General features: G+C 57.9%; 26 protein-coding genes, 1 tRNA gene and 1 pseudogene. 11 read left to right on the top strand and 17 right to left on the bottom strand.

Going from position 1 to position 25,713, the window contains the following annotated elements; genetic code table 11:
* From ACIOVD_RS03560 to ACIOVD_RS03540, 5 genes and pseudogenes are all read left to right on the top strand, one after another.
* Positions 1–324: pseudogene (locus tag ACIOVD_RS03560) on the top strand (phenylalanine--tRNA ligase subunit alpha); the annotation flags it as partial.
* A 26-nt stretch (positions 325–350) separates the two neighbouring features.
* A complete protein-coding gene (gene pheT, locus ACIOVD_RS03555) occupies positions 351–2,729 on the top strand; it encodes a phenylalanine--tRNA ligase subunit beta (RefSeq protein ID WP_159994800.1) in 2,379 nt (792 codons plus the stop codon).
* 3 nt (positions 2,730–2,732) lie between these two features.
* Positions 2,733–3,035, top strand: a complete 303-nt coding sequence (ihfA, locus tag ACIOVD_RS03550; RefSeq protein ID WP_002553164.1) for an integration host factor subunit alpha — start codon at positions 2,733–2,735, stop codon at positions 3,033–3,035.
* Positions 3,016–3,372, top strand: a complete 357-nt coding sequence (locus ACIOVD_RS03545; RefSeq protein ID WP_027620568.1) for a MerR family transcriptional regulator — start codon at positions 3,016–3,018, stop codon at positions 3,370–3,372. The genes ihfA and ACIOVD_RS03545 overlap by 20 nt, the downstream gene beginning before the upstream one ends.
* A gap of 89 nt (positions 3,373–3,461) precedes the next feature.
* Positions 3,462–3,538, top strand: a tRNA-Pro gene (locus ACIOVD_RS03540).
* A 734-nt stretch (positions 3,539–4,272) separates the two neighbouring features.
* On the opposite strand, the gene ACIOVD_RS03535 is transcribed toward ACIOVD_RS03540, so the two are convergent.
* The 4 genes from ACIOVD_RS03535 to ACIOVD_RS03520 form a co-directional block, all read right to left on the bottom strand.
* Positions 4,273–4,647 carry a hypothetical protein gene (locus ACIOVD_RS03535; protein ID WP_401126160.1) on the bottom strand — a complete coding sequence of 125 codons (375 nt, stop codon included), beginning with the start codon at positions 4,645–4,647 and terminating at the stop codon, positions 4,273–4,275.
* A 380-nt stretch (positions 4,648–5,027) separates the two neighbouring features.
* The gene (locus tag ACIOVD_RS03530) at positions 5,028–6,803 is read right to left on the bottom strand and encodes an SIR2 family protein (RefSeq protein WP_401126158.1); all 1,776 of its coding nucleotides are present in this window, start codon (positions 6,801–6,803) and stop codon (positions 5,028–5,030) included.
* 137 nt (positions 6,804–6,940) lie between these two features.
* Positions 6,941–8,464: a purine phosphorylase gene (locus ACIOVD_RS03525; protein WP_401126156.1), complete on the bottom strand. Its 1,524-nt coding sequence runs from the start codon at positions 8,462–8,464 to the stop codon at positions 6,941–6,943.
* A gap of 52 nt (positions 8,465–8,516) precedes the next feature.
* Positions 8,517–9,425 (bottom strand): helix-turn-helix transcriptional regulator, encoded by a 909-nt coding sequence (locus tag ACIOVD_RS03520; protein ID WP_401126154.1) that lies wholly within the window; start codon positions 9,423–9,425, stop codon positions 8,517–8,519.
* Positions 9,426–9,663: 238 nt separating this feature from the next.
* Here ACIOVD_RS03520 and ACIOVD_RS03515 point away from each other — a divergent pair, with 238 nt between their 5' ends.
* The 4 genes from ACIOVD_RS03515 (at position 9,664) to ACIOVD_RS03500 (ending at position 12,646) form a co-directional block, all read left to right on the top strand.
* Positions 9,664–10,611 (top strand): CBASS oligonucleotide cyclase, encoded by a 948-nt coding sequence (locus ACIOVD_RS03515; protein ID WP_401126152.1) that lies wholly within the window; start codon positions 9,664–9,666, stop codon positions 10,609–10,611.
* Complete coding sequence (locus tag ACIOVD_RS03510) at positions 10,608–11,105, top strand: hypothetical protein (protein WP_401126150.1); 498 nt, start codon at positions 10,608–10,610, stop codon at positions 11,103–11,105. The genes ACIOVD_RS03515 and ACIOVD_RS03510 overlap by 4 nt, the downstream gene beginning before the upstream one ends.
* A complete protein-coding gene (locus ACIOVD_RS03505; protein WP_401126148.1) occupies positions 11,102–11,998 on the top strand; it encodes an AAA family ATPase in 897 nt (298 codons plus the stop codon). Before ACIOVD_RS03510 ends, ACIOVD_RS03505 begins: the two co-directional genes overlap by 4 nt.
* Positions 11,999–12,094: 96 nt before the next feature.
* Positions 12,095–12,646, top strand: a complete 552-nt coding sequence (locus ACIOVD_RS03500; protein ID WP_401126146.1) for an exonuclease domain-containing protein — start codon at positions 12,095–12,097, stop codon at positions 12,644–12,646.
* On the opposite strand, the gene ACIOVD_RS03495 is transcribed toward ACIOVD_RS03500, so the two are convergent.
* Entirely contained in the window at positions 12,643–13,533 is an 891-nt protein-coding gene (locus tag ACIOVD_RS03495) for a TIGR03756 family integrating conjugative element protein (protein ID WP_401126144.1), read from the bottom strand. The two genes, ACIOVD_RS03500 and ACIOVD_RS03495, sit on opposite strands and share 4 nt — an antisense overlap.
* 105 nt (positions 13,534–13,638) lie before the next feature.
* Positions 13,639–13,893 carry a helix-turn-helix domain-containing protein gene (locus tag ACIOVD_RS03490; RefSeq protein ID WP_029290836.1) on the bottom strand — a complete coding sequence of 85 codons (255 nt, stop codon included), beginning with the start codon at positions 13,891–13,893 and terminating at the stop codon, positions 13,639–13,641.
* Positions 13,894–14,062: 169 nt separating this feature from the next.
* On the opposite strand from ACIOVD_RS03490, the gene ACIOVD_RS03485 reads away from it, so the two are divergent.
* Positions 14,063–14,320 carry a LasR-specific antiactivator QslA gene (locus ACIOVD_RS03485; protein WP_191948589.1) on the top strand — a complete coding sequence of 86 codons (258 nt, stop codon included), beginning with the start codon at positions 14,063–14,065 and terminating at the stop codon, positions 14,318–14,320.
* A 41-nt stretch (positions 14,321–14,361) separates the two neighbouring features.
* Here the strand turns inward: ACIOVD_RS03485 and ACIOVD_RS03480 are convergent, their stop codons facing one another.
* From ACIOVD_RS03480 to ACIOVD_RS03440, 9 genes are read right to left on the bottom strand one after another with little or no spacing between them, the layout of a single operon-like run.
* On the bottom strand, positions 14,362–17,100 hold the full coding sequence (locus ACIOVD_RS03480) for a conjugative transfer ATPase (protein WP_401126141.1): 2,739 nt from the start codon (positions 17,098–17,100) through the stop codon (positions 14,362–14,364).
* Positions 17,100–17,516 carry a TIGR03751 family conjugal transfer lipoprotein gene (locus ACIOVD_RS03475; RefSeq protein ID WP_401126139.1) on the bottom strand — a complete coding sequence of 139 codons (417 nt, stop codon included), beginning with the start codon at positions 17,514–17,516 and terminating at the stop codon, positions 17,100–17,102. The genes ACIOVD_RS03480 and ACIOVD_RS03475 overlap by 1 nt, the downstream gene beginning before the upstream one ends.
* On the bottom strand, positions 17,479–18,996 hold the full coding sequence (locus ACIOVD_RS03470; protein WP_401126137.1) for a TIGR03752 family integrating conjugative element protein: 1,518 nt from the start codon (positions 18,994–18,996) through the stop codon (positions 17,479–17,481). The genes ACIOVD_RS03475 and ACIOVD_RS03470 overlap by 38 nt, the downstream gene beginning before the upstream one ends.
* A complete protein-coding gene (locus tag ACIOVD_RS03465) occupies positions 18,986–19,798 on the bottom strand; it encodes a TIGR03749 family integrating conjugative element protein (protein ID WP_401126135.1) in 813 nt (270 codons plus the stop codon). Before ACIOVD_RS03465 ends, ACIOVD_RS03470 begins: the two co-directional genes overlap by 11 nt.
* A complete protein-coding gene (locus ACIOVD_RS03460) occupies positions 19,795–20,436 on the bottom strand; it encodes a PFL_4703 family integrating conjugative element protein (protein ID WP_401126133.1) in 642 nt (213 codons plus the stop codon). The genes ACIOVD_RS03465 and ACIOVD_RS03460 overlap by 4 nt, the downstream gene beginning before the upstream one ends.
* Positions 20,433–20,846: a TIGR03750 family conjugal transfer protein gene (locus ACIOVD_RS03455; RefSeq protein WP_074844896.1), complete on the bottom strand. Its 414-nt coding sequence runs from the start codon at positions 20,844–20,846 to the stop codon at positions 20,433–20,435. The genes ACIOVD_RS03460 and ACIOVD_RS03455 overlap by 4 nt, the downstream gene beginning before the upstream one ends.
* Positions 20,847–20,853: 7 nt before the next feature.
* Positions 20,854–21,225 (bottom strand): TIGR03745 family integrating conjugative element membrane protein, encoded by a 372-nt coding sequence (locus ACIOVD_RS03450; protein ID WP_020300904.1) that lies wholly within the window; start codon positions 21,223–21,225, stop codon positions 20,854–20,856.
* Between the two features lie 17 nt (positions 21,226–21,242).
* The gene (locus tag ACIOVD_RS03445) at positions 21,243–21,482 is read right to left on the bottom strand and encodes a TIGR03758 family integrating conjugative element protein (protein WP_029290855.1); all 240 of its coding nucleotides are present in this window, start codon (positions 21,480–21,482) and stop codon (positions 21,243–21,245) included.
* Positions 21,479–21,820, bottom strand: a complete 342-nt coding sequence (locus ACIOVD_RS03440; protein ID WP_029290858.1) for an RAQPRD family integrative conjugative element protein — start codon at positions 21,818–21,820, stop codon at positions 21,479–21,481. The genes ACIOVD_RS03445 and ACIOVD_RS03440 overlap by 4 nt, the downstream gene beginning before the upstream one ends.
* A gap of 307 nt (positions 21,821–22,127) precedes the next feature.
* Between ACIOVD_RS03440 and ACIOVD_RS03435 the strand changes: the two genes are divergently transcribed.
* Positions 22,128–22,499, top strand: a complete 372-nt coding sequence (locus ACIOVD_RS03435; protein ID WP_029290860.1) for a histone-like nucleoid-structuring protein, MvaT/MvaU family — start codon at positions 22,128–22,130, stop codon at positions 22,497–22,499.
* 286 nt (positions 22,500–22,785) lie between these two features.
* Here ACIOVD_RS03435 and ACIOVD_RS03430 read toward each other — a convergent pair whose 3' ends face one another.
* On the bottom strand, positions 22,786–23,517 hold the full coding sequence (locus ACIOVD_RS03430) for a TIGR03747 family integrating conjugative element membrane protein (protein WP_167655004.1): 732 nt from the start codon (positions 23,515–23,517) through the stop codon (positions 22,786–22,788).
* Positions 23,518–23,607: 90 nt separating this feature from the next.
* Positions 23,608–25,713: a type IV conjugative transfer system coupling protein TraD gene (gene traD / locus ACIOVD_RS03425; protein WP_401126130.1), complete on the bottom strand. Its 2,106-nt coding sequence runs from the start codon at positions 25,711–25,713 to the stop codon at positions 23,608–23,610.

The following is a 25,713-nucleotide window of genomic DNA, read 5'->3' as shown; positions in this document are numbered from 1 at the left end:
AATGATAACTACAAAAAAGAAATCTACAAGAGTAAAAAAACTAATTACATACACTACACACATCCAAACTCTGAAGTCGACATGGAATGCGTGATGTGCAGCGGTAAAGGCTGCCGCGTCTGCAAGCAGACCGGCTGGCTGGAAGTGATGGGCTGCGGCATGGTGCACCCGAACGTGCTGCGCATGTCCGGCATTGATCCGGAAGAGTTCTCAGGCTTTGCCTTCGGCATGGGCGTGGAGCGTCTGGCCATGCTGCGTTACGGCGTGAACGACTTGCGTCTGTTCTTCGACAACGACTTGCGGTTCCTTGCGCAATTTCGCTAGTCGTAACGAATTTTTAGGAGAGCAGGATGAAATTCAGTGAACAATGGCTGCGCGGCTGGGTAAGCCCGCAGGTAAGTCGCGACGAGCTGGTTGCTCGTCTGTCGATGGCCGGTCTTGAGGTCGATAGCGTTACCCCGGCCGCCGGTGTGTTTAATGGCGTCGTAGTGGGCGAGGTGCTGAGCACCGAGCAACACCCGGACGCTGACAAGCTGCGCGTGTGCCAGGTCAGCAACGGTGCCGAAACCTTCCAGGTCGTGTGCGGAGCGCCGAACGTACGCCCGGGCCTGAAGATTCCGTTCGCCATGATCGGTGCCGAACTGCCAGGTGACTTCAAGATCAAGAAAGCCAAGCTGCGCGGCGTCGAGTCCAACGGCATGTTGTGCTCGCAAGCCGAACTGCAGGTGGGCGAGGGCAATGACGGCCTGATGGAACTGCCGGCCGATGCGCCGGTAGGCGAAGACTTCCGGGTTTACCTGGGCCTGGAAGACGCCAGCATCGAGGTCGACCTGACCCCGAACCGCGGCGACTGCCTGTCCCTGGCTGGCCTGGCCCGTGAAGTGGGCGCGCTGTACGCCGCTGCGGTAACCCGTCCAGTGGTGGCTGCCGTGCCTGCCGTGCACGACGAAGTGCGCTCGGTAGAAGTGCTGGCACCCGCCGCCTGCCCACGTTACCTGGGCCGGGTAATCCGTAACGTCGACCTGTCCAAGCCAACACCGCTGTGGATGGTCGAGCGTCTGCGCCGCGCCGATGTGCGCAGCATCGATGCCGCCGTCGACATCACCAACTACGTGATGCTCGAGCTGGGCCAACCGCTGCATGCCTTCGACCTTGCCGAAATCAACGGCGGCATCCGCGTGCGCATGGCTGAAGAAGGCGAAAAACTGGTCCTGCTCGACGGTCAGGAAGTCAGCCTGCGCGCCGACACCTTGGTCATCGCCGACCATACCCGTGCCCTGGCAATCGCCGGTGTGATGGGTGGCGAGCACAGTGGCGTATCCGCCACGACGCGGGACATTTTCCTGGAAAGCGCGTTCTTCGACCAAATCGCGGTTGCTGGCAAGGCCCGTTCCTACGGCCTGCACACCGATGCCTCGCACCGCTACGAGCGCGGCGTGGACTGGCAACTGGCCCGTGAAGCCATGGAGCGCGCCACTGGCCTGCTGCTGGACATCACCGGCGGCGATGCCGGCCCGATCATCGAGACCGTCAACGCGCAGTACCTGCCGTCAATCGCGCCGATCACCCTGCGTGCCCAGCGCATCACCCAGATGCTCGGCATGGAAATGGATCCGGTCGAAGTCGAGCGGCTGCTCAGCGCCCTGGGCCTGACCATCGCGGCGGACGGGGCAGGGCAGTGGCGCGTTGAAGTGCCAAGCCATCGCTTCGATATCAGCCTGGAAGTCGACCTGATCGAAGAGCTGGCCCGCCTGTACGGCTACAACCGCCTGCCGGTCCGTTACCCGCAAGCGCGCCTGGCACCACAAGCCAAGGCCGAAGCCCGTAGCGACCTGCCTGAGTTGCGTCGTCTGCTGGTAGCCCGTGGCTATCAGGAAGCGATCACCTACAGCTTCATCGATCCGAAACAGTTTGAACTGTTCAATCCGGGCGTTGAACCGCTGCTGCTGGCCAACCCGATCTCCAACGACATGGCAGCCATGCGCTCGTCTTTGTGGCCTGGTCTGGTCAAAGCCCTGCAGCACAACCTGAACCGTCAGCAGGATCGCGTACGCCTGTTCGAAAGCGGCCTGCGTTTTGTCGGTCAGCTGGAAGGCCTGAAGCAAGAGCCGATGCTCGCCGGTGTAGTCTGCGGTAGCCGTCTGCCGGAAGGCTGGGCACAGGGTCGCGACGTGGTGGATTTCTTCGACGTCAAGGCAGACGTGGAAGCAGTGCTGGGCTTCGCCGGTGCACTGGACTCGTTCACCTTCTCCCCGGGCAGCCACCCGGCATTGCACCCGGGTCAGACCGCGCGCATCGAGCGTGAAGGTCGCGAAGTCGGTTTCATCGGCGCGCTGCACCCCGAACTGTCGAAAACCCTCGGTCTCGACCGTCCGGTGTTCGTTTTCGAGCTGGTATTGGGCGAAGTGGCCTTGGGCAAAATGCCTAAATTCCACGAGTTATCGCGCTTTCCTGAAGTACGCCGTGACCTCGCGTTGCTGGCCGACGCAGGCGTTGCCGCCAGTGCCGTCATGGATGTAATCCGTGAAAATGCAGGCGAATGGCTGACAGACCTCAGGCTGTTTGACGTTTATCAGGGTAAAGGCATTGATCCTCATAGAAAAAGCCTTGCAGTTGGCTTGACCTGGCAGCATCCATCGCGCACTCTTAATGACGATGAGGTGAATACCACGACGCAAAACATCCTCACCTCGCTCGAACAAAGGTTGAACGCCACGTTAAGGAAGTGACGTATGGGGGCTCTGACGAAAGCTGAAATGGCGGAACGTCTGTATGAAGAGCTGGGCCTGAACAAACGGGAGGCCAAGGAATTGGTCGAACTGTTTTTTGAAGAAATCAGGCACGCTCTTGAAGACAACGAACAGGTGAAGTTGTCCGGTTTCGGCAACTTCGACCTTCGGGACAAACGCCAGCGGCCTGGCCGCAATCCGAAAACGGGAGAAGAAATCCCGATCACGGCTCGCCGTGTGGTCACCTTTCGTCCAGGGCAGAAGTTGAAGGCCCGAGTTGAGGCTTATGCTGGAACCAAGTCATAACGACGAGCTTCCCGTCATCCCAGGCAAACGCTACTTCACCATTGGTGAAGTCAGCGAGTTATGTGCGGTAAAACCGCACGTACTACGCTATTGGGAACAGGAGTTTCCTCAACTCAACCCCGTCAAACGCCGCGGAAACCGCCGGTATTATCAGCGCCAAGACGTGCTGATGATCCGGCAGATCCGTGCGTTGCTTTATGATCAGGGGTTCACCATCGGCGGCGCACGCTTGCGTTTGTCCGGCGATGAAGCCAAAGACGACACCACCCAGTACAAACAGATGATCCGCCAGATGATCTCCGAACTCGAAGATGTGCTGGTGGTCCTCAAGAAATAAAATTCTGCTTTTAAATACTTCCAGTTTTCAAAAGCTTGCGTTATATTCTTGAGCGTTCGTCGAGAACAGCAACAGGTAACACGCCTAGTCGGGGCGTAGCGCAGTCCGGTAGCGCACTAGCATGGGGTGCTAGGGGTCGAGTGTTCGAATCACTCCGTCCCGACCATATTTTTCAATGATTTAGCCCAATCTTCACCGGTTGGGCTTTTTCATGTCTGAAAAAATACTCCCACATTTACTCCCACGGATATTCTGGATCTAGGTAGCTATGCCATCTGAGAGGCGTTCGAGTCTTGTGTCCCCCGGACAGCCCCTACCGGTGCAAGAACCTGAAGAAGCGAAGACGTTCGTTAATGAGTTGCCGATCTGGACAGTCCGCGAGGCAAGCTTCGGGCGATGGCTGTAGGTAACGCGGAGCTCTCTGTTGCTGGTGAAGTGATCCGGGCATTCGCTCAGACTTCGGTAGAGTCATCGAATATCACATGATTCCAGCGGCGGAGGTTCGTGTCGATGGGTGTTATGAACTTCCTGGTGATGGAGACATAGGGCCGATCAGCGCAGTAACCTGATTGTTAAAGCTATCGATGCCGTGCTTGGGTGGTTGCGGTTGACGCTGAGCCGCGCCGCAAAGCGTGGTGAACCCGAAGCCTGTAAATACAGTCAAGGTCGTTCTCTCCAAAGAACATTTTGACTGGGCTCTAGGACGGCAGTTACAGCCTGAAAAAATTGAATTATGCCCCCGGTTTTGCCCACATTCGCACGGAGTGTGCGAGCGATCGCGAATGGTGATTTATGACGCGGACTTCGGCGGCCGTGGCTGGTATTCAGTGCGCCTCCGTATACTGGATGACCAACCTGAATCCGGCAAAACCTTGGTGGTTCGATGAGTCGATATGCGAACTACTTAGCCCGCCAAGATGAGGCATATGGTGTGACGTCTCTGTCTTCTACCGCCTGAAGCTCGAAGTACTGCCCTTTGGCTTTCAGCGCATGGATGATGCGACATTGGGCATAAGCGGTGCCGTATGAGGTGCTCGGGCCTTGGATGTTGAGTACCAATTCCCCTCCGTAGCTTCGCTCGTACCTCAATTCTCTCAAGGCTCCCGCCGCTTCACCATTTGTCTCGGCGATCTCGATCACCAATTCCCTTAAGGCCGATTGGTCGGTGTCTGGTAGCTCAGCGGAAAACTTGACCTGGCGTTGGCTTTGAAAGCCTCCGCCACTGGCCGAGCCTATTCGGTTAAATGTGATGTGGGCGAGCAGGACTACTTCCATGGTCAGCCCCCAACGCAGCCCTACAGGCAGTCAGCAAGCTACCTCCTACGTTGATGAAGAACGTGTGCACTTCCCGCGACCTTCCAATGAGGTGAAAGGATTGAAACGTCACCCTAAGCGTGAAGATGCTGACGATAGCGAATGCTATCAGCAGGTACACGTAGTAAGTCATGAGCTCGGGTGCGGTCAGTAGCGCGGTCACCAAAACGCTCACCTCTTCTTGTGAGGTGGTGGCCAGGAGTGGCAGTGACCCGATGAAGAACGCATAAATCACCTCCCTCGATGCCCGCTGCCAGAATCCAAACTTGTTCTGGGTTTTCACCAGCAAACGCATGTACCCCATTTGAATCGTATTTGCATTAATTGGAATGCGTGAGGCGTCAGTACCTGGACAGCCGCTTCAGTCCTTCAAGCATTTGCTCCAGGTAGCTTTGCGACCCAAGTGCGAACCCTGCTGCCAGCAGCGGGGCCCTGTACTCTTCGGTCGCATATTCGTGAGCGAAGCGGTTGATGGTCTCTGAATGCCAGGAAAGCCGGCCCAATGCGATTTTTTTGAAACCGTGGTTTTTCACCGCATCCGCGAGCGATTCTTCACTGACTCCGCGTTGCTCGCAGAAGAACAGGAAACTGAAAAACTCAAACCGTTCGTAGAGCAGCCCGTGATCCTGCAGACCTGCGAAGTCAGGCGCCCACCGAGGCGTAAGACGGTCATGGAGTCGGTTGCACAATGGGGTAAGAGCTCTACTTTGGTCTTCGAAGCTCTTCCATAATTCAAACAGGCCATTGGCTCCCTCAACGTAGAACGGTGATAGATCAAGTCCCACAGGGAAAGGCATTTCGCGCCGGTTGATAAGTGTCGTGTTAAACAGCTCGTTTAGCTCGCTCAGGCGGTTGGCCCGCACAAGTCCCATGCCATACGCATAGGTAACAAGTGCTATCGGGTAACTCTTCAATGCAAGTCCAGCTACCCACCCTGACTGCTCGACCTGAGACGCAGCGTGCAGGCCCTTGATCGCATCCAAAACGATCGTATGCTCAACACCTGCACCCCATCGCCCTAACACTGCACAAAGGCGTGCTAGGGGCTCGATGGCCGCTTCGTAGATCTCAACCAGGTCGGTAAAATCCTTGGACGTGCTGCCCTGAGGTCGTTCTGCGAAGAGAGGAGCCAGATGGCTGATCGCTTGATGAGCCTGGCTGGTCACTAAATCATCCAGCTGAATCCTGTGTTCGGGTCTGGCCATAAAGCGTTTGGCCATAGCGAGAGTCAGCTCGATGCCGGCAGGGTTCTGCAGGCGGGATTGCTGGATGGTTTCCAGTTTGAGGTTCAGCCCATCGAAGAAGGTGTCGGCATCCAGGCCCGTCACGACGTTGGCGCGCCGCTGAGTGATGAGCTCTTGGCCACGCTCGCTCAATTTTCCTCGCGAAAGCCAGTAGGTCGGGTAGCGACGGGAGGGCGCCCTCAAAAACGCCGCCCTTAGCGCATGATCCCACTCACCTGACCAGCCCGCGACGATCAGCCCAAACTCATCGATGATGCGGTCAAGCAACGTATTGAACGCTGGCGGGTACTTGCCCAGCTCCCCATCGGTATTGAGGATCCTGGCATCCTTGTAATCACCATGGATCTTCAGGATGTAGCAGGACGCATGAGTGAGTGGCTCCGCTCCTGCGAGGGTGTCTTCTGAGCTGACGACAGTTGGCTCAACGCCGACATCGCGCAGCGCATTTTCCATGAGTCGGTCGAAGTTCGTCGTGATGATCACGCGTGCATGACCCGCTTTGACCATCGCAGCGATCGCTCGATGTGCGGGGGTGGGCAGTTTAAGGCCATCCTCTAACTCGTCTTCGCTAGGTTCCAGAAAGCCTTGAATGATCGCTCGCCGTTCAGTCTGGGTTGTCGCCAGGCGTTCGAGCAACGTGGAGTAATTGGGCTGCTCTCCTGTTTGACCTACGTACCACGCGAGCCAATCTTCCTGTTCGCCGGCACCAGATGCTATGCCCCATCGTTTCACCAGCTCCATGGTGATTTCCCAGCCAGTCGGTATGCCCGCCGAGCGTGATACGCCCGAGCCAAGAAGCACTGCGTAGACGCCTTTGTTCTCAAACATTGAAAACGCGATTTGGGCTGTTGAATCACTGATGGCAGCGGTCATGCACATTCCTAAATTTCAGCGGGGAGGTGAGGTTTCTGCACGAGCATCGACTTATCTAAGATCAGATCCGTGTCGGTCGGTGGCAGCGACGGTGGCTGGTGACGACTTGCTGCATCTCCAGCCAATCGCAAATCGACCTATTTGCGGTGCAAGATAAGCCCATGAGCGATGTAGTCAGCAGTCACGACTGCCGCGGCCATCGATGCCACATAATGAAGTGCATCGTCCTTGAGGTGGTCGCCATGGTCACTGATCCCTCGAATCACCAGAGCGGGGACTTCATGTCTAGAGCAGGCTTCAAATACACCGTGGGCCTCCATCTCAGCGACACACACCTTGCCATGCAGCTCCTGCATTTTCTTGAAGAGCTGCTCATCGCGTACGAGCTTTTCGCCTGCCGCAATCGTGGTGAGTGTTGGGTTCAGGGCCGTTGACACTTCGCCGGCGGCTGATGAAGGCGGGAACACCAGTCCCACGGACTCAGCGTGTCGTGCTAGGCGTGCTAAGCGGGAACCGCGGGCAAGGTAAGCCCCCATGTCTTGTTGGGTTCTGAACTCGGGCTTGGACATGTCTGGCCTCGCAACCATGACACCGCCCGAAAGCGCGGCAGCACCTTCATAAGCAACTACGCGCTCGGACAAGATCACATCGCCGAGCTTCAACTTCGATCGCATCCCGGCAGCGATGCCCATCATGAACACCGCATGGGGTCGGAATTCGGAAATGAGCATTGATGTCACTGCTGATGCCTGGGTATTTCCGGCACCGTTGAACGACGCTACAACACAGGTGAGAGGGCCGTTCCGGCCTTCAACCTTGACTCGCCAGACATGGATGCCGTGCTCGCTCTGAAAACCGTAATCGTCTTCATCGATGCCAAGGGCATGCTTAGCTGCGGCCAGTTCGATAGGCAACGCGGTCAGCACCAGGACATCCGGGGACGCTGCCGCGTCCTTCGCCGCAAATTCATCAACGAAGAGTTGAATGGTTTTGTCGGCCAGTGGCTGGAGGTCACCCAGGGTATGTTGAGCTGATAGCCCAAGCATCTTGCGACGAACGCTCTCCCCGGTATGAGGCAGGTAGGCGGCTGGATTTTGGGTGAACTGCCGGTGGAGCAGGGGGGCACCCGGGCCATCATCGCAGAATGCCCCGACATCAATGTCAAAAGGAAAAACTGGAAGCTTAAGCTTGAGCGCGCGTTGGGCACGGTCGAGAACGCCTTTGCCTCCACTGATGGCAATCATGGCTGTCGCCAGATCCAGCTGCGCGTCGCGAATATTTCCACCCGTGACGACGTCGTCATCTACGTATTCAATCTGGGCGATGTCTTGGCCAACCAGGCGGCTGACCAACTCACGACCTTCGTCATCCATCTTGCTGTACAAGGAGCGCTGGGATGTGACGATGTGCAGCCTGCCCTTAACGTCCAACTGGGTGCTCAACTGCTCCACTTCACGGGCAATCGTCCAATCGAACACCATGGAGTCGCCGTGCTCATTCTTCGGCTCGCCGCTGAGATAGACAATCAGTGAAGCCTTTTCAGCCAGCGCTGCTTTCGTCAGGCCGCGAACCAGCTGGTGCGCCCGTCCGACCTGTGTTCGATCCGTTGATTTCGAAATGCTCCCTGCGATCAGGAAGCACTGTTTTTCTAAGCTGGCCATCCAGAGGCTCCTAGTGCTGATAAGTGTTGGGGCAGGCATCTTGCTCGTTGAGTCAGCTCAGCGGCGGTAGCAGATGCTCTATTTTTTTGCGGTTCTTAAGGGTCAGCTGCTGCCGCAGGGGAGAGTTCTCAGGCTTCTCCTCCTGCAGGTTCAACTGGTACAGCAAGTAGAACGTCAGAGCCTGCCGGCACTGCAAGGTGATCTCGCCGTTTTCCATGGCATAGTCCCACTCGATGACCCTTTTCTGATGCGGCTTTAAGCGAGGATTGGCGCCGATAACGAGATCCACGATGGTGTGCCACTGAGTATCCCCAGCAGCTCGATCCTCATCAGGGCCAGCGTCGCGGGCCGTGATCACTCGGGACAGCGAGAAATCTCGAAACTCATGCTTGGTGTGGCAGAACGCTCGGAAATGCCAACGCGCGCCATCCTGAACAAGCGCATGAGGCGTCAACTTCCTATCAGTCGGTTCCGGAGTCGATAGCGAGCTGTACGTCACGAAAAGGGCATGGTGCTGACGAATCGCTCTCAGCACCAGACCGACAGTATCTGCATCCAGGCGTCGTCCAGGGCGGGGCACTGTCGCTACAGGCGCATGCCAACCCAGAAAGCTTCCGTATGGGATGTCAGGCTGGATCGCGATTCTGAGCAGGTCGTCCAGGTAGCGATCCAATGCGCTTGAGGCGAAAACCGGTGAGAAGGCCGCGGTGGATCGGTAGACACGAGTGCGGTTGTCGTACTCAAGATTATGCGACGCCAAGCGCGCGTACTCGGAAAGGTCGATAGATGCCTGCGGTACGGAAATTCCAAAAAAATCAGTCAGATCGCTTCGGTTGATCTGCCCGTCCCACCTGAGTCGGTAGTCAATAAGTTCTAAACGACGCTCTTGACCCCAGCGCGCGCCTGGGCGTGCGGGTGAAGCTGGGCTGTTGCCCGGCGCATTGGGTTCATCAGTCATCATGGCTGCCTCTGTGCGTATAAAAACTAGACTACATCTAAAAAGTAGTCGTATAGTTAGGCTACGCGAGCAACCTGTAGATGGCAATCGGTCTTCCCGGAAACCTAGAGGCTCCGGCTCCAATTCCACGCATGCGCCGCCGTTAAATAGGTGCCCTGGTACCTGCTGTCACCTGGCTGGCCGGCTCATGGGGAGGCGTGCGGTAGGTGGTGGCTGGCTCAAATCATCGAGGCTAAGTGTCATGCCATTGAATAACGCTGAGATTCGACGCTACGACAGTAACGTGCTGCGCCTGCCAAAGGATAGACGGGAGATATACAACGCCCAAGTCGACAGGCTGATCAAAGCGCTGCGGAGCAAGATTCGCGAACAGCACAAGATCACCATCGAACGGGTGGTCAAGGCTGGCTCCTTCGCTAAGCACACCATCTTGCGCAAAAGCAGCGACAACCCCGTCGATGTGGATGTGGTCTTCTACATCTCGGGTAAAAGCGTTAGCCAGGAGACCTACAAAAGCCTGAGCGACTTGATCCACGCCGCGCTGATCGAGATGTACCCAAACAAGGCGGTTGACGATTTTGTCATCCAGCGTAAGGCAGCGACGGTGACCTTCAAGGGCACGGGGCTTGATGTGGACATCGTCCCGGTGATCGCCAACCCGAACAAAGAAGGTTACGGCTGGCAGTTTGATCGTGTGGATGGGTCGAAGGTCGAGACGTGCGCCCCCTGCCAGATCAAATTCGTCGCTGATCGTAAGAAAGAAGACGCCGATTTCCGTACCTTGGTGCGCTTGGCCAAACGGTGGCGCAACTACACGGAGTGTACCCTCAAATCGTTCGCCATCGAGCTCATCATGGCCCACGTGCTGGAGGTCAACGGCAAGGAGGGATCGCTGGAAGAGAGGTTTCGCGCTTTCCTGCTCTACATCGCTCAGTCTCAGTTGAAGGAAGTGATCAAGTTCCCCGAAAATACTGGGGTAATCCCGGCTTTCGATGACGCTGTCGTCATCCTTGATCCGGTGTGCAACGCCAACAACGTTGCCAGTCGTATCACCGAGGCCGAGCGTAGGGAGATTGTCGCGCTCGCCAAATCGTCGTGGGAGACCGCATACCTGGCGTCTGTCGACGATGACTTCGACGTTTGGAAAGAGCTGTTCGGTAAAAACTTCAGCGTGGAGGACGCGGCATGAGTCAGACAGCTACTCGGACAGAAACTTACTCGGTCGCAGACATCGAGACCGTCATGCGGCGAGTCAAGATGGACTTGATGATGATCGCATCCAGCACTGGCGCAGCTACTGAGGAGCGCGCGAAGGAGTGGGCTCATGATATTGATTTGTTGGCCAAAGGCGGCTACTTGAAATCGGTGGACGTTACCATTCTCTCCGGCGATAAAAAGGAGTTGAAGGCAACATGCTTCACCATCGACGCGGAGTCGGGAACGTTGAGCAATGAGCGGCCTGGTGACAGCCTGTGGCCAAGGTGCCCAGAGGGAAGGCTGCGTATTGTGTTGTCCTACACCCACCATTACGACTCTACAGCTGAGGAAAAACTGACCCCTAAGTTCAAGCGTACCTGGTCACCCTCCACGGCTGACATCAGCCATGCCTCGCTGGCTTCAAAGCCAGGCCGCGAGTATTCCAGCAACGGTTACGGTGTACAGCGCAAGGATTTCGGCCAATGAGCAAGGTGAGTGTTTTTGATACCGAAACGGTGCTGCCCGATGGTGAACTGTCTGCGCGTGAGGCAGGCCTCCTAGGATTCGCTAAGCGATACGACCGGGTTTATAACCAACTCCGGCTGTTACTGGATGTCGGCCAACTTGGGGCTTGGAGCAAGGATTACCACCAAAGTGTTTTGCCGATCTGCAGCCTGGTTGCAGATCAGTACCCACTGGTCATCTTCCACGGTGACGTTGGTACGGGCAAAACGGCCATGGCCGAGTGCATCGCCAATCGCATCGTGCGCGAATCCGGGGTGGAAGATTCGGTGCTGCTCAAACTGAGCAACCGTGTCCGCGGTAGCGGGCGTGTGGGTGAAATGGGCACGTTGCTGACTCAAGTTTGGGCGGAGGTCGCGGACGCGGCCGGTAAAAACCGGCGAGCGATTCTGCTGATTGATGAGGGTGACTCCATCGCTGCATCCCGCTCTCAAAGCCAGAGCCATCATGAAGACAAGGTTGCGGTGAACACGCTTATCCAGGGCGTGGACGAGATGCGTAAGTACAAGGGGCGAGTGGTCGTGTTCCTGTGTACCAATCGACTGTCGGTGGTCGACGCCGCGCTCCAGCGCCGTGCAGCGATCGTCGAAGAGTTCCGCAGGCCCGACACTGATGAGCGCAAAGCCCTGTTCGAGATGGATCTGCAGGGGTTGCGCTTGACCGACAAGCAGTTCCAAGAGCTGGCTGCGCTGACCGGAGAGCGTAGCGAGCGGCCGGCATGGACGTACTCTGACCTTCGTACCCGTCTCTATCCGGCAGCGCTCGCACTGGCTTATCCGGATCGCGCGCTGACGTTCAAGGACTTGAAGGACTCCATTGAGTCACTGCGTCCTTCGCCTGTTATGGAAGACAAGTAAGTGCTGTTGCACCTGCGCGGCTGATGTACCTCGGCCGCGCACCGCAATCGAGTTGCGAACGGGCTGACTCGATGACTGATTGCCGAGGAGTAGCTAATGACTGCAACACCAGAAGTTTTCATTTCCGTGGATGTCGAGGCATCAGGGCCTATCCCCGGGGAATACAGCATGCTGTCGATCGGGGCGTGCCTTGTATCTGATGACACCCAGACGTTCTCCTGTTACCTCAAACCTACCAGTGACCGATATGTCCCAGAGGCGCTGGAGGTTACAGGGTTGTCTTTGGAGCAGCTTCGTTCCGAAGGGCTAGATCCCCGCGAAGCCATGCAGCAATTCAAGGCTTGGGTTGAGCAGGTGGCACCTGAGGGCACGCGGGCCGTATTTGTCGGCTTCAACGCCTCGTTCGACTGGGCATTTGTGAACCATTACTTCCATTACTTCCTGGGGGAAAACCCTTTCGGTATCGCGGCTCTGGATATCAAATCGATGTACTTCGGCGCCGCGCGCAGCACCTGGGAGCAGACCCGCTCCAGTGAGATCGCCAAAATCGTCAACCCTCGCAAGAAAGGTGACCATGACGCTCTCCATGACGCGGTTTACCAGGCCGAACTGTTCAGGCTGATCCAAGCCCAGTTGATGAGTGGCTAGGGCCGCCACAGCGACCAGGCGTAGCCACCATCCGCGCTCTGTACCGGATCGCTGGGGAAGATGGCGCACGTGGGCTGCACCTGGGGGTAGAGCAATTGCCATTTGTGGGTCGAAGCGTCGTTTTCAACGATCGGACCCGGCGGCCAGTAGCCGTCGCGTTTGGCGGGCGTGAGTGGTACATACACATGCGGCTGCCAGTTGCGGGTAATCACATCGCCGGCCCGTTGCGCCATGACTGCGGCCGCCTTGAAATCGTCGGGCTGTACCAGAAAGCCCTGCCGGGGATAAACGTTGCCCCACATGTTTCCCGAAGCCTGACGTCCGATTTCACGGATCCCCGGCATGAGCGACTCGGGGTAAAGACTTTCCGGGATGCCATGACGCCACGCCAGTGAGTCCAGGGTACTCAGGTAGTAAGGCATGAATGCAGTTGCACCGCTGGCGCAGGCATAGCCGGATTGCGAAGCCAGTTGCGTGGCGATCCAGCCACCGGGGTGGCCGATACCATCGACGTTCTTAAAGCGGGGCAGGTTGTCGCGGTGGGTGTTCGGGGTGATCAGGTTGCCGCCACCTTCCGCACCGCTGATGGGCGAGGAGAGGGTGGCCATCTCGGTCCAAGGGTTATTGCCGGTGGTGGCGTAGCTCGAGACCACCAATTCAGGAGTGAAATGACGAACCTTGGTCGAGGTTTTGACTGTGCAGCCGAAGGGCGTGCAGAGGAGCCAGAAACAAATACCGACGACCCTGTAGTAGAGGCAGTTTTGCGAAAGCACGGAGGACGTGATGCTGCCGGTGTCCAGCGCCACGCTTGGGCCGCACGCCAGCAGGATACTCAGCGCCAAGGGCCGTAGCTTTGTGGGCGGGATTGACGAGCAGGCAACAGGCATGATCCAGGCTCTCAGTGTATGGCCTGGGCAGGTTCGATTACGGACTGAAGACTGTCAGTGGAAATTATGAAGGCGGATCTATCGGGTTTGTGAGGCGTGAGACTATTATTTGACGTGAAGGGCGCTACGCAGGATATCGGGTTCCACAAGTAACTGATCTGCGGTAATTTCGAGAATATTGGCGAGCTTGCACAGGACCAACAGCGACGGATTGCCCGTGCATCGCTCGATTTGACTGACGTACGTGCGATCCACCTCGGCCATGAGCGCGAGCTGCTCTTGGGTAAGGTTTTTAACGCGTCGCATCAAGCGGATGTTTTCCGCCAGCTGCAGACGAAGCTGTTCGTAGTCTTGAGTCATGCGCGCAAATTGCGCCTTGAGGGACTCTCAATCCACGGGATATAGTCTACATTTGCATTGATCTAGGCCATTTGATGCTCATGCCTGTTATTGAGCGTTCATTTGGTTTCGTTAAGCTTTTCGAAGCTGGACCAGCGTCTAACAATAAAATCAGACATCTAGGGTGTGTATGGACGAAAACTACATTTCAATTCCGGCGGCGGACGGTTGTCCAAGCCTTCTGACACCCTGGGGCAACGAATTTGCCCCAATGATTGAACGTGGCGTGCAATGTGCCCAAGCTTGGCTTGATACGCCGGGTGAGATTCCACTGTGGTGGGAGTTGGCGCAAACCCGCAAGACCTTCCCTGTCGGTGACTGCCAGGATGCCTTTGAAGCCGGATTCTTGTTGAGGATTCAGCAGCGGCTCCGGGGCATACCGCAATAACCGATCACTCGCTCTAGAGCGAGAGGCCTGAATAGATTCCCCTATGCGGGTTCTATTCCTCGCGCTCTATCGATCCGTTCAGCTACCCGATACGCCGCTTCCAACTCTGAGCAGCCGTTCTCCTGCATCAGTGTCCAACGCTCGGCCTTTTCCTCGGGCTCCGTCATCGCCAGAGCGAGATAGAGGCTGGGTGGCACGGCTCGAAACAGCGTTTCGAGTTTCTTCGACAGCACGACCCCCTCGGTGTATTTGCCCGGTTCCTTGCTGGCGGAGAGCAACAAGGCTTTCTGTGCCGGCGTGAGTTTCTTGAACCGTGCGATTTCTTCGATTTCCGCGGGCGGCATGTTCAAACAAATCCACCATTCGATCATGTTGAGCATGGTCTGCGCGGCCGTGGGGAAGTCGGCAAGGTTTTGCGTCGCCAGCCAGAACCAGGCACCGAGCTTGCGCCACATTTTCGTGCCCTTGACCACGAATGGCGCCAGCAGCGGGTTCTTGGTGATGATATGGCCCTCGTCGGTGACCATGATGATCGGCCGACCCAAATACTGATCGCGCTCGGCAAGGTTGTTCACGGTATTCATCAGGCTAATGTAGCTAATGGACATCTGTGCCTCATAGCCTTCGCGCGCGTAAGTGGCCAGATCGACAATGGTCACATCGCTCTCGGGCCAAGGCGTACCCTCGCGATCAAACAGTTCACCCTCGAAGCCCTGGCAAAACAGGTCGATGGACTCGCCCATTTCCTGGGCGCGCTCACGACGCTTCTCGGGCAGATATTGGTCGGCGGCGACGCGCACGTCGCGGGTCAGCACCTGACGGCCCGCGGTGACGCAGGTCTGCGCCGCATCGAGAATGCACTCGCGGATCAGGCTGCGATCCGCTCGACTCAGGCGCGCCTCTTCCTTGGCCTCGCCGCCGGTGATCATCAACCGGGCGGTGATTTCCAATTCACCGAGAATGTCGCGCTGGTCTTCGCGATTGGTTACCACGTCATCGTCCAGCTCATCGATCGACAGACTCGCCACCTGATCCGGCTGCTCGACCAGGCGCCAGGCATCGGCAAAGGGGGCGAGGCTGACCGAGGCACCAGGTTTCAATTGGACCTTGTTGACCGACAGGGCCTGTGTCGCGAAGTAGTCGCCCTGCAAACCGAATGAGTTGCCGGCCTCGATGATAAACAGGCGAGGGCGGTACACCGCCATGACCTGCATCAGCAGGGTGACTAGCGTGGCCGACTTGCCGGCGCCGGTCGGTCCGAACAACAGCAGATGGCCGTTCATGGCCCGGTCCAGCCGTGACAATGGATCAAAACTTAATGGCGAACCGCCGCGGTTGAACAGGGTGATGCCCGGGTGGCCGGTGCCGGTGCTGCGACCCCAGACGGGAACGAGGTTCGCCAGGTGCTGGGCGAACATCAGGCGCGTGTACCAGTTGCGCGTGTCGCGGGCCGGGTTGTAAGCCATCGGTAGCCAACGCAGGTAACTGTTGCAGGCGGCGACTTCATCGCCTTCGCGTACCGGTTGCAGCCCCGCACCCAGCAGCGCGTTGGCCAGGCTGACCGATCGCTGGTGCAATTGCTGCTCATCGTGACCGCGCACGTAAAACGCCAGGGTGCCCCGGTACAGCTTGTGCTGGCGGCCGATGATCGCGCGAGCCTCTTCGACATCCTGACGGGTCTGGGCCGAGGCCAAGTTTTCACCGATGGCTTTGCGGGTCAGGCGGTTCAACTGCTCCTCAAGTACATCCTGCGGTTTGACCACCAGGGTCAGGCTCATCACCGTGCCTTCGGGTAACTGGTCGAACAGCGCGTTCACCGCGTCGCCCTTACGGGTTTCGCCAGTGAGCTGACCAATCAGTGGGGCCCGGCGCAGCTTGTCCACCACCATGACCCGGTGGGGTTGTTCGTCGAAAAACCAGAGTCCGTGCTGCACATCCGAACGCGGTTCATTGAAGAACAGCCGCTCGGCAAAATCGTGATCAAAGGGCAGCTCCAGCGACTCACCGTCACCCGACTCCGGATAGGCCACACGGCGGTAGAACTCCTCGGGTGCTTCATTGGTGAGCGTGGGCGCCGGATTGAACCAGGGCAGCAGCCAGGCATACAGACCTCGGCCATCGACTCGCGTCGATTTCACCCCGCACGCCTGCAACGAAGCACCGATACGTTCGCAAGCCTGTTGCAGGGATTGCACCGGGGTGAGTCCCGTCTCCTCAGCGTCAGACTCAAGCCAGCGATAGATCACCAATCGCACCCGACGGTTGTTTCCTCGCCAGGGCAGGCGCGTGACTGCCTTATCTTCGAACAGGCCGCCGGGCTTGGAGATGGCTTTCAAATGTCGGCGAATAAGTTCCAGGTACGCTTCGGTGAAAACCGTGCCTCGGGCGCCGTCCTGAATATAGTCGGTGAGCCGGGTCAGGTAGGGGGTGAAGTCGTTGTCGTCCTGGCAGAAAAATTGCGCCACCCAAGGCGCTTGATCCAGCTCGTCAAAGCTATCCTGCAGGGCATCTTCGAGGGCGTCGCGGGCTGCCATTAGCCATTCGGGTTCGCGCCCTTCGGTGCCGATGGGCAGTAGCTCGAACACCGCACCCACAGAGCGATTGTCATCTAGTAGAAAACACTGCTCGGTTTCGAGGTATTCGACCCACGGCAGATGATCGGTGAAGCTGGGATTGTGCGCATAGAGCGCAGCTTCATCGGCCAGTGTGGCGCGGGGGCGCAATGGGTTGCGCCAGGCTTTCCATGCAGACGTGCAGTTGCCCGTATCGTCGCTACACATTACAGATCTTCCTGACGTTCACCCGGCATTGCGTACTGCACCCGTTGGTAAAATGGAAAGACGGTCGAGTATCCAGGCACTGGTGCCTGCTCGGTACCACTCAGATGCGGATACACGTACATCACCAAATCAGGATTGGGCAGGCGCGGGAACAGGTTGCGAATTTCATTCGCTGCTGTACGCGTGTACGGTTCTTGGAGCGAAGCGGAGAGATCTGTTTGAGCCAACGGGCGGCGCAACGGTTGCCGAGCATCCAACAGTTGCTGTTGTGTACCCTGTGAGCCGGCGCCGTTCCAGATATCCAGCATGGTTTGCTCGCCATGGGGCAGAAGCGTCTCCTTGTTGGTGGAACACCCCACAAGGACCCAGCAGAACACGCTAATCCAGGTCAGGCAGAGAGGCATGGTCTTTTTCATGGCGAACGCTCCGGCCCTTGGGCTCGTAGTCGATGGTAATCTCATGGTCGAGGTGCAGGGCGACTTGTGCTGCCGGTGGCACGTACACGGCAGCAAAGGCTTCGCCATACAGTTTGTTGACCCACTCGCGGATGTCGCTGACCCCACCACTGAGAATTGAATTCAGTGCGCTATTGCCACTGCTGCTGGTGACCCCGAGGGTACTGCCACCCGAACTGATCACGCTGCTGTTGTTCCGCTCATCCCCGAGTAAGGCGGCGACACCGGCGCCGGCCGCGGTGATCAGGCTCTGGCTGCCGAGGTACTGCTGGGCGTTCGAGCGGCGCTCGCCGGCAATGCAAGGAATGCCATACGGATCGGACAGGTAACCGAGCCCGCCACGGATCTTGTCGGTGTTCGAGCTCTGGGGGGTGGACGCAGTGCGGCTGGCTATCGCCTTCGGCTGAGGCACCGTGCGGATGGTGCCATCGGTAAACACAAAGGTAATTGACTCGACCTGTCCGCGTACGCAAGACAGGGTCCAGTCACCGGACGCCGTGCCGCTCATCACGGCCCCCGCGACGTCCGGCAGGTCGATGCCGTTGGCGGTCAGGTTCTCCGGACCGACCAGCACCTTGAAGGGATAGGGGTCATTCACGGTGCCGTCCACCGGGACTCGGCCGATCAGCGCGGTCATGGCGACCGAGCCCATCAGCGTGGCGTTTTCGGGAATGGTGTAGACCGGCTTCGCGCCTTCGGTACGATCAACGGATCGCGTCAGGTCGCGCTCACCCTTGGTAACTGCACGTAGCTGTTTCTGGCTGCGATCAATCGCGTTGTCTTTCAAGCCTTCCAGAGAGTTGAAAGCGGTAGGCAGGCTCAGTGCGGAGGAAGTCGTGGTTTTGCCTCTGGCGTCGGTGGACGGAGCATCCGAGGGTTCAATCCACTGCAGCGCATCATTGGTAGCGTGTCGCCCTTCGAACTGAGCGCCGTCGCCGGGCTCAAGCCCCAATCCAATCGGCATGTCCTTGCTTTTGCCAGCCAGCCCCGACAACTGTTCCTGCAATTGCGTCAGCAGGCCGCGAGCCTGACGACTGTCTTGTTCCGCTTTGAGTCGGGCCTCGTTGGCTTGGCGGCGGCCTTCGTCGACCTGCTGGGTCACACTGCCAAGCGCGGTCTGGATACGCGAATCGACACTGTTTTCCCGCTCGCGTAGGCGGTTGTTTTCCGTCTGCAGTGAGTCATTGTGTTTCTTCAAACCGAGCATGTCGCTGCGCATGGCCTTCACCTGGCCGACCAGGGTGGCGACCGTGTCGCGTGGGGTATCGCCCGCAATGCCGAGCGACTTGGCTTGCTCGGCGGATAATTGAATATTGCCCTGATCAACTGGGTGCTCTGGAGAAGGTGTGCTGCCACCCGGGACCCAGGTTTTCAGGATGATCAGCACCACGCCCAGCAGCGCAGCCGGTACCAGCCATTTGAGCAAGGCGTTAGCTTTCATCGTCAGCACCTCGCGCAACGGGCGGGAGCAGCACCGCTTGTTCGAGGCCGGCACCGCGAGTGACGAGGTAGGCGATCGTGGTGTCTTCGGCACTGCCGACCGGCCCGAGGAAAGCATGCTGGAAGGCCGCGGCGAACAGCTTGGCCTGAAGCCGGCGCGGATCGAGTTGCACCGTCGCTGGACCACGATTGCGCAACTTCACCGCCGTTACCCAGTAATCACCGAGTCGCCAGGCGGCGATGGGCGTGCTGGACACGTTTTCGGTCGGCAACAGGGACGGCAGTTTGGTGCGCAGCTTGAGCGGTACGCGGCGTACGCCGGGCAGGGACTCCACGGTGCGCAGCGGCGCGTACAGGCTTTGTGCGGCGTAGCGCGTCAACGCGACCGGGATCGGCGTGCTTTCTGGAACAGGGACGGTGCTAGACTCCGCCTCGGTAGCCTGCACCGGAGCATTCTTGAGAATACGCACGGGCTCCAGCGGTTGATCACCAGGCGTGGCCGCGATATCCAGCAGGATGATTTCGCCCGTCGCGACCGATTGCAATTGCAGTCGGGTCGGAGCAATGGCTTCCGACGCGCGCAGGTACAGCGTTCCGCCGGTAGATTGCACGCGCAGCTTGCCTGTCAGGGTTGAGGGCACACCGACTCGAACATCCTCATCGACAAAGACCACCCGCTCTTGATTGATCACCAATGGGACCGCGAGGGGGAGGCGCTCCCAGTGCATCAGTTCGACGGCCTGCGCTGCAGCTCCCCATAGCATCAGTGCGACGGTGAGTCCCAGGGTAGAAATCCGCTTCATGGCTCACCTCCAAGCAGGGAGATTTTTTGCGGCGTGCCCTGATAACAATCCAGTGCCAGCCCCCATTTATTGCGTTCGGGGTCCAGATCAAAACGCACCACGCGCAATGGATAACGCACCACCACCCGTTTCACCGGTTCGGCGGCGTAATATTCATCGGCATTGAGATCGAGCTTGACCAGCCAGCTATCGCGATCGAGTTGCTTGACCCTGAGTTCCGGATCTTCGCTGTATCCTCGGCCCAGAATTTCGTAGACGCCACGCACCCGCTGGCGCAGCTCGCCGGCGGCCTTACGGTACTCATAATCACCGTCGAGGAAGGCCTTGCAGGCGGGTGTCAGGTAGGACTGCAGGCCATAGATGGCGCGACGATAATCCTGCTCGCCATCCGAGGGCCAGCGGTTGAGCTGACCGAAGATGTACAGGGCAAAGGCATAGACATTCTCCGAGGGGATATCCCACCACTTGCGCGTGCTGCCCGAGCGCAGATCTGGCGGTACATGTACGGTCAGATCGGTCGGTGCCGAGCGCCAGCCATACCAGAGTCCGGCACAGAGCAGAGCAAGGATCACTACCGCCAGACGCAGGCTGAAGATGTGTGCCTGTTGGGCATCGACCTTGTTCCGAAATCGGCTCATGGCTGCCACCGTGACAGGGCAGGACGCAGCCGACGTGAACGGCGGACCGTCCAGGCACCGGAGTGGAGGATCAGACTGCCGCGACCCAAGCGCCAACGGCTGGCGAGCATCCATTCGAGTTTGCGGTACAACCAGGTCTCGGGGCGAGCCCGTTTGGCCCGGCGCAGTAGCGTGCCACCGGCCAATAACACCAGCGCCATGCCGGCGATCATGCCGGTCGGCGCTATGGCAATGGAAGCGGTGGCAATCGCTAGAGGGACGCCCAGCAGCAGGCCAATGACGGCGCCAGTGCCGAGTGCTACCCACATCTCATCATTGGTCAACCCTCGCAATACGGCGGGATCACGATTGAGTCGCTCTGGAAGAAAGACCAAGGTGCCGTCGGCAAGGCGTTCGATAGTGTCGTTCATACCGACCTCACAGAATGGCGGCCGCCTTGGTCAGGAACCAGATGATGATCACCACCAGCAGGGCACCGATGCCGACCACTGCACCCAAGTCCTTCCAGGTCTTTCGTTGGTTTTGCACGTCGGCGTACACGGTCAACGAGTGCCACGCCACCCCCAAGAAAGCGAGTAAGGCGATCAGCAGACCGAGCAGGATGCCGCCGTCGTAGGCATAGTTTTTGATCGTCTCGATCAACCCGGAGCCTTCGCCGCGCGAAGGGGCTTCCATGGTGGGGAGCTCGGCAAAAGCCAGGCTTGGGCCGAGCACCAGCAGCAGTCCGATCAAGCGCTGGCTCGCACGATCACGCAGGTTGTTTTTCAGAGGGGTAAAACACTTGAGCATGGCGGCGATCTCCTGGGTTAGGACAGGGTGAAGAACATCAAAACCAGCAAGGTGAGCAGCACGCGTGCGGCGCTGCCGCCGAAGGCTCCAAAGCGCACGCTGCCGCTCGCCCAACCCCGGTAAGCCGTCCACATCACCCAGGCGCACCACAGCAAGGTCAGGACGAGAACCAGGGACAGCCACAGCGTCGAACTGCTCTGCGGTGCGAAGCCGGCGGCGTTTTGGAACGCAGCGATCTGAACGTCAGTCATACTCATGGCGAGGGCTCCGCAATCGGAGTGTCGAGGCGGTAATCACCGACCAGTTCACTGGGGTCGCGGGGTTGCGCACGGGAGGGGTACAGATAGCTCTGCACCCCTTGGCGGATGCGCTGAATGTCCTGGGTCAGTCGGGGGTAGTCGAATCGATAGCGTTCGATTGGTTCAAGGGTACGGGCTGCCTCCGCTCGCGTCGCAAGGCGTTCGAGAGTGTCGAGTTGCTGCTGGACTAGGCTGAGCTGTTCCTGTTCCTGCTCATGAGTCGATGCGGCATAGCCGCTGACATGAGCGATGGCCAGTGAAAGGAATAACAAGCAGCGAAAGACGGTAGTCGACATGATGCTGGTCCATGTGGAGATGGCGCCAGCATCAAGATAGGGGTTGAATTACTCAGTATGAAACGCGAGATGGGATGTATCGCTTTTTTGGAGGCGAGCGGAAGAAACTTACTCACAGATACACGAGCAATCGATTGGGCGAAAAAGAGAGCACAGTCTAGCAATCCTTCCCCATTAGTAATGTGTTGCTCATAGGGCAATGAGTGAATTCACTTCTGCTTGAAACGCGTATGGGTGACGAAGAGTCAATCATCGCTTAGCATGAGGGCGTTCACTTCTCATTTCCCTAACCTGAAGGAAGTTTCACATGTCTCGTTTGGCTGAATTTCGCAAGCTTGAACAACAACTGGCTGAACAGCTCGCAGAGCTCGAGTCGATGAAAAGTGACTCCGGTCTGAAAAAAGAAATGGAATTTGAGAGCAAACTACGTGCGTTGCTTGGCGAGTACGGCTTCAGCTTGAAGAACATCATTGGCATCCTGGATCCAGAAGCTGGTCGTCGTACCTCGACACCAATAGCTGCCCCCGTAAAGGCAGTCCGTAAGGCTCGCGAAGTGAAGATTTACAAGAATCCAAACTCGGGTGAGGTGATCGAAACCAAAGGTGGAAATCATCGACAACTTAAAGAATGGAAAGTCGAGTTTGGCGCAGACGTTGTTGACTCGTGGCGTACTCAGTAAGATCGGTTTGATGATCAGGGGCCTGTAAAGGCCCTTTTTTATTGGTGAGAATTATAAGTCAAGAGTGCAAGTCTTGACCCAGTCCTGCACCAGTTTAATTGCTGGTTAGATCCTTGAATTCCGCCCAAATCTTGGAAGCCTACATTTCATCTGATGCTCTAATCCATAGTGGGAGTCGAGGACGACCTCTAGCAGCTTTATTTGCATCCGTATGGTGTGTCAGTTTTCGGCCGCTGGATAACTATCCTGGCATCGTGACATGTAAAAAAAAACTGGTTTTTCCGAATCAGAGATACTTCTTGAATGTCGTTGCCGTGATTGCCGTAATGATGCCGAGCATCACAGCACAAGGGAAAAACACAGCCATGGGATTGAGTGAAAAGGGTAGAGACAAGTAGATAACCCAGGGCACGATCAGCAGTGGTAACACGGCTCGTTTAGCTCGATGGTAGACAAAGCTACTTTCTCTCCCTGCGCCAAATTTACGTAGGTCCCGGCGTATCAGTCCATCGACAAAACCAGTGAATATGGCCAGCAGAAACAGGGGGATGGCCAGGACCAGAATGGTCAGGCGCACCACGAAGGTTAAGGTCACATACACTGCAGCCAGTACGAAATCCTCGATGCTCACGTATAGCTGATTGGTCCAACTCCAGAAGCCGTTGCCCTGGCTCGACACCCGAGCCTGCCGGGCAAAATCCGCAAAGCCAGTCTCGACCAGCAGCCACTGATTTAGAAAATCCAGTACTTGAACGATCGTTTGCCCGGGTTGTTGGAGGATGAGTGAAGCTTTGAAGTGCTCGCCGAGCCATCCCAATTCGCTATTCAACATGGCCTGGCTGTGTCGCCAACCCTGATCGCCCCAGAACAGTAGCAGACCTGCGAACTCGATGAGGATCGAGAACAGCAACGAGGCGATCAGCAATCCGATGATGCGGAGAACCAGGCTGATCGCCGAGATGATCAACCCCGGGCGCTGGACCGATTGTGGCGGCGTGTTCTGGACGGAAGTCGCCATCGTTCACTCCATTGCGCACTGCAGAGTTGAGTTGGGCACGACGTCTTCCGGATCGCTTTCTGTTGAGTCGAAACCTAGGTCAGGGTAGGGCTACCCCACCTGATCTAAATCGAAGTTTGTTGTTGGGCCGCCACCGCTTGCGCTCCACCACTGACCCGCCTGCGCGTTGTAGGCCGCCCGCATCCGTTGAGTGAGTTCCTGTAGGTCCTTGGGCATGGCGTCGTCGTTGGAGGGTTTTGGCAACGGCATGCGGACTTTCCAGAGCTGCCCACCGGCATGGAAGGAGAACATTTGCCCCTTGGGCAAACTGACGATATGAGCAGGCTCGATCAACGGCACACTGGTGCTGCTGACACGGTCCTGTGAGGACGAGGTGAAGTCCGTGTTGGCCTCCGGATCGGAGGTGTCGGTCGCACCCGACACCAGGGTCTTGGTCAGCACGTTAACCTTGGGTATCTGCTGGGTGAGCAGTTCAGCGGTGGCGGTTTCGCGCACGCGGAGCATCTGCAGGGTGTTGAAGTTGCCAATCACCTGGCCAGCTTTGGCGCGGTTGCCGATACGTGCTTCGATATCGCTGAGGGTCTGGGTGTAGGCGGTTACCTGGATACCGGCGCCGCCACCTTTGTTGATCAGGGGGATGAACTCATCGCCCATCAATTCGTTGAACTCATCAGCGTGCAGGTTGATCGGCAGCTTGTCACTGCTGCTGCCTGATGGGGGCAGGCCATGGTCAATGCCGTGTTTGTAGATGTGGCCCGCGACCGAGACCAAATCAGCAAACATGGAGTTGCCCACAGCGGCTGCGACTTCGGCGTCGGTCAGCGCATCCAGGCCGATGTAGACGATGCCGCGTTTGCGAATGATCTGCATCCAGTCGAATATTGGTCGCGGGTCATCTAGGTCGGTGTAGTTGGGGGCCAGCAGTTGGGCGGTCTTGCCGGTGGTGAGTTTCTCCAGCAGCGGCAGCAGCGAAGCAACGATTTTGTCGAAGTAGGTGCGGTCGTAACGTACTGCCGAGCGCAGTCCATCCAGCACCGGATCGAATACCCGTTTCACCGCCAGGTACTGTTCGATGGCCACCACACGCTTTTCGCGTCCCACCATATGCCGGGGAATGTTCTTCTCAGTGAGTTTGCCTTCCAGTTGGACGATCACTTCCCAGGCTTTCGGATCGGTTTTGGTGAAAAACTGCTGAGCGTATTCGACGAACAGCGCGTCGATATTGACCACATGTCGCTGGATCTGCAGGTAGTCCGGACGCCGGCCGAGCTCGATCAGGGCACGGGCGATGATATTGACGAAGCGCCAGGCGAACTCACGGAAGGCCGCAGAGTTACCTTCACCACTGAGCTGCCCGGCGATGCGTGACGCCACTTCCGAAATGCGTCCGAAACGTCCCACCGCGTTGTAGCGCGCGGAGATCTCCGGCCAGCCCAGATGGAAAACATAGAATTCCTTTTCCCGACCGGCCCGTTTGGCTTCGACATACATCCGCTTGAGCAAGTCAGCATCGCCTTTCGGATCGAAGACGATGACTACCTCATGTTCGATGCGATGAATGTCCTGGGTGATGTACACCTCGGCGAGTCGCGTCTTGCCGACACGGGTAGTGCCGAGCACCAGGGTGTGTCCGACCCGTTCGCCCAGCGGCAGACTGATTTCCGTTTCGTCGGGCTCGACCCCATGCAACAGCGGCGAACCACCGACGGGGGGCAAAGGGCGCAACGGATTGAACGCGCTATCCCAGGCGGTGACACGGGCCAATGCCGAGAGTAGAAACGGTGCATGTTCCAGGCGCCGTTCGAGTCCACGGGCCAGGCGGTAACAGGTCGGTTGGTCGACATAGTGAGCGACCGCCGGGTCTTGAGCTTCGACCAAGCGCTGGGTGTGCAGACGGCTCCAGCGAAAGCCGCGCCCCATGAACAGACGCTTTCGGCTGATCGGAATCTGGCGACTTGTTAGTTCGTAGCGGGGCGGCCGGCGGATATTGCGCCGATAACGCAGCACCTCCCAAGCTTGTCGCAGCCGGATAAGGCCGAACAGGGCATAGGATAGCGCTGCAACCAGACCGATCTCGGGTGACAGGGCTACAGCCCAGGGCGAGTACACGCACAACACCGCGGCAGCGATACAGATTGCTACGGTATACAGCTCCACCGCTGGCCGGAGCTTGGACTCCATCGCATGTTCGGCCAT

The sequence above is a fragment of the Pseudomonas sp. NPDC087626 genome (assembly GCF_044743405.1).
In the GTDB taxonomy this organism is placed as follows: Bacteria; Pseudomonadota; Gammaproteobacteria; order Pseudomonadales; family Pseudomonadaceae; genus Aquipseudomonas.
The sequence above is the reverse complement of the archived record's forward strand: the minus strand, read 5'-3'. Positions and strand labels throughout refer to the sequence as shown.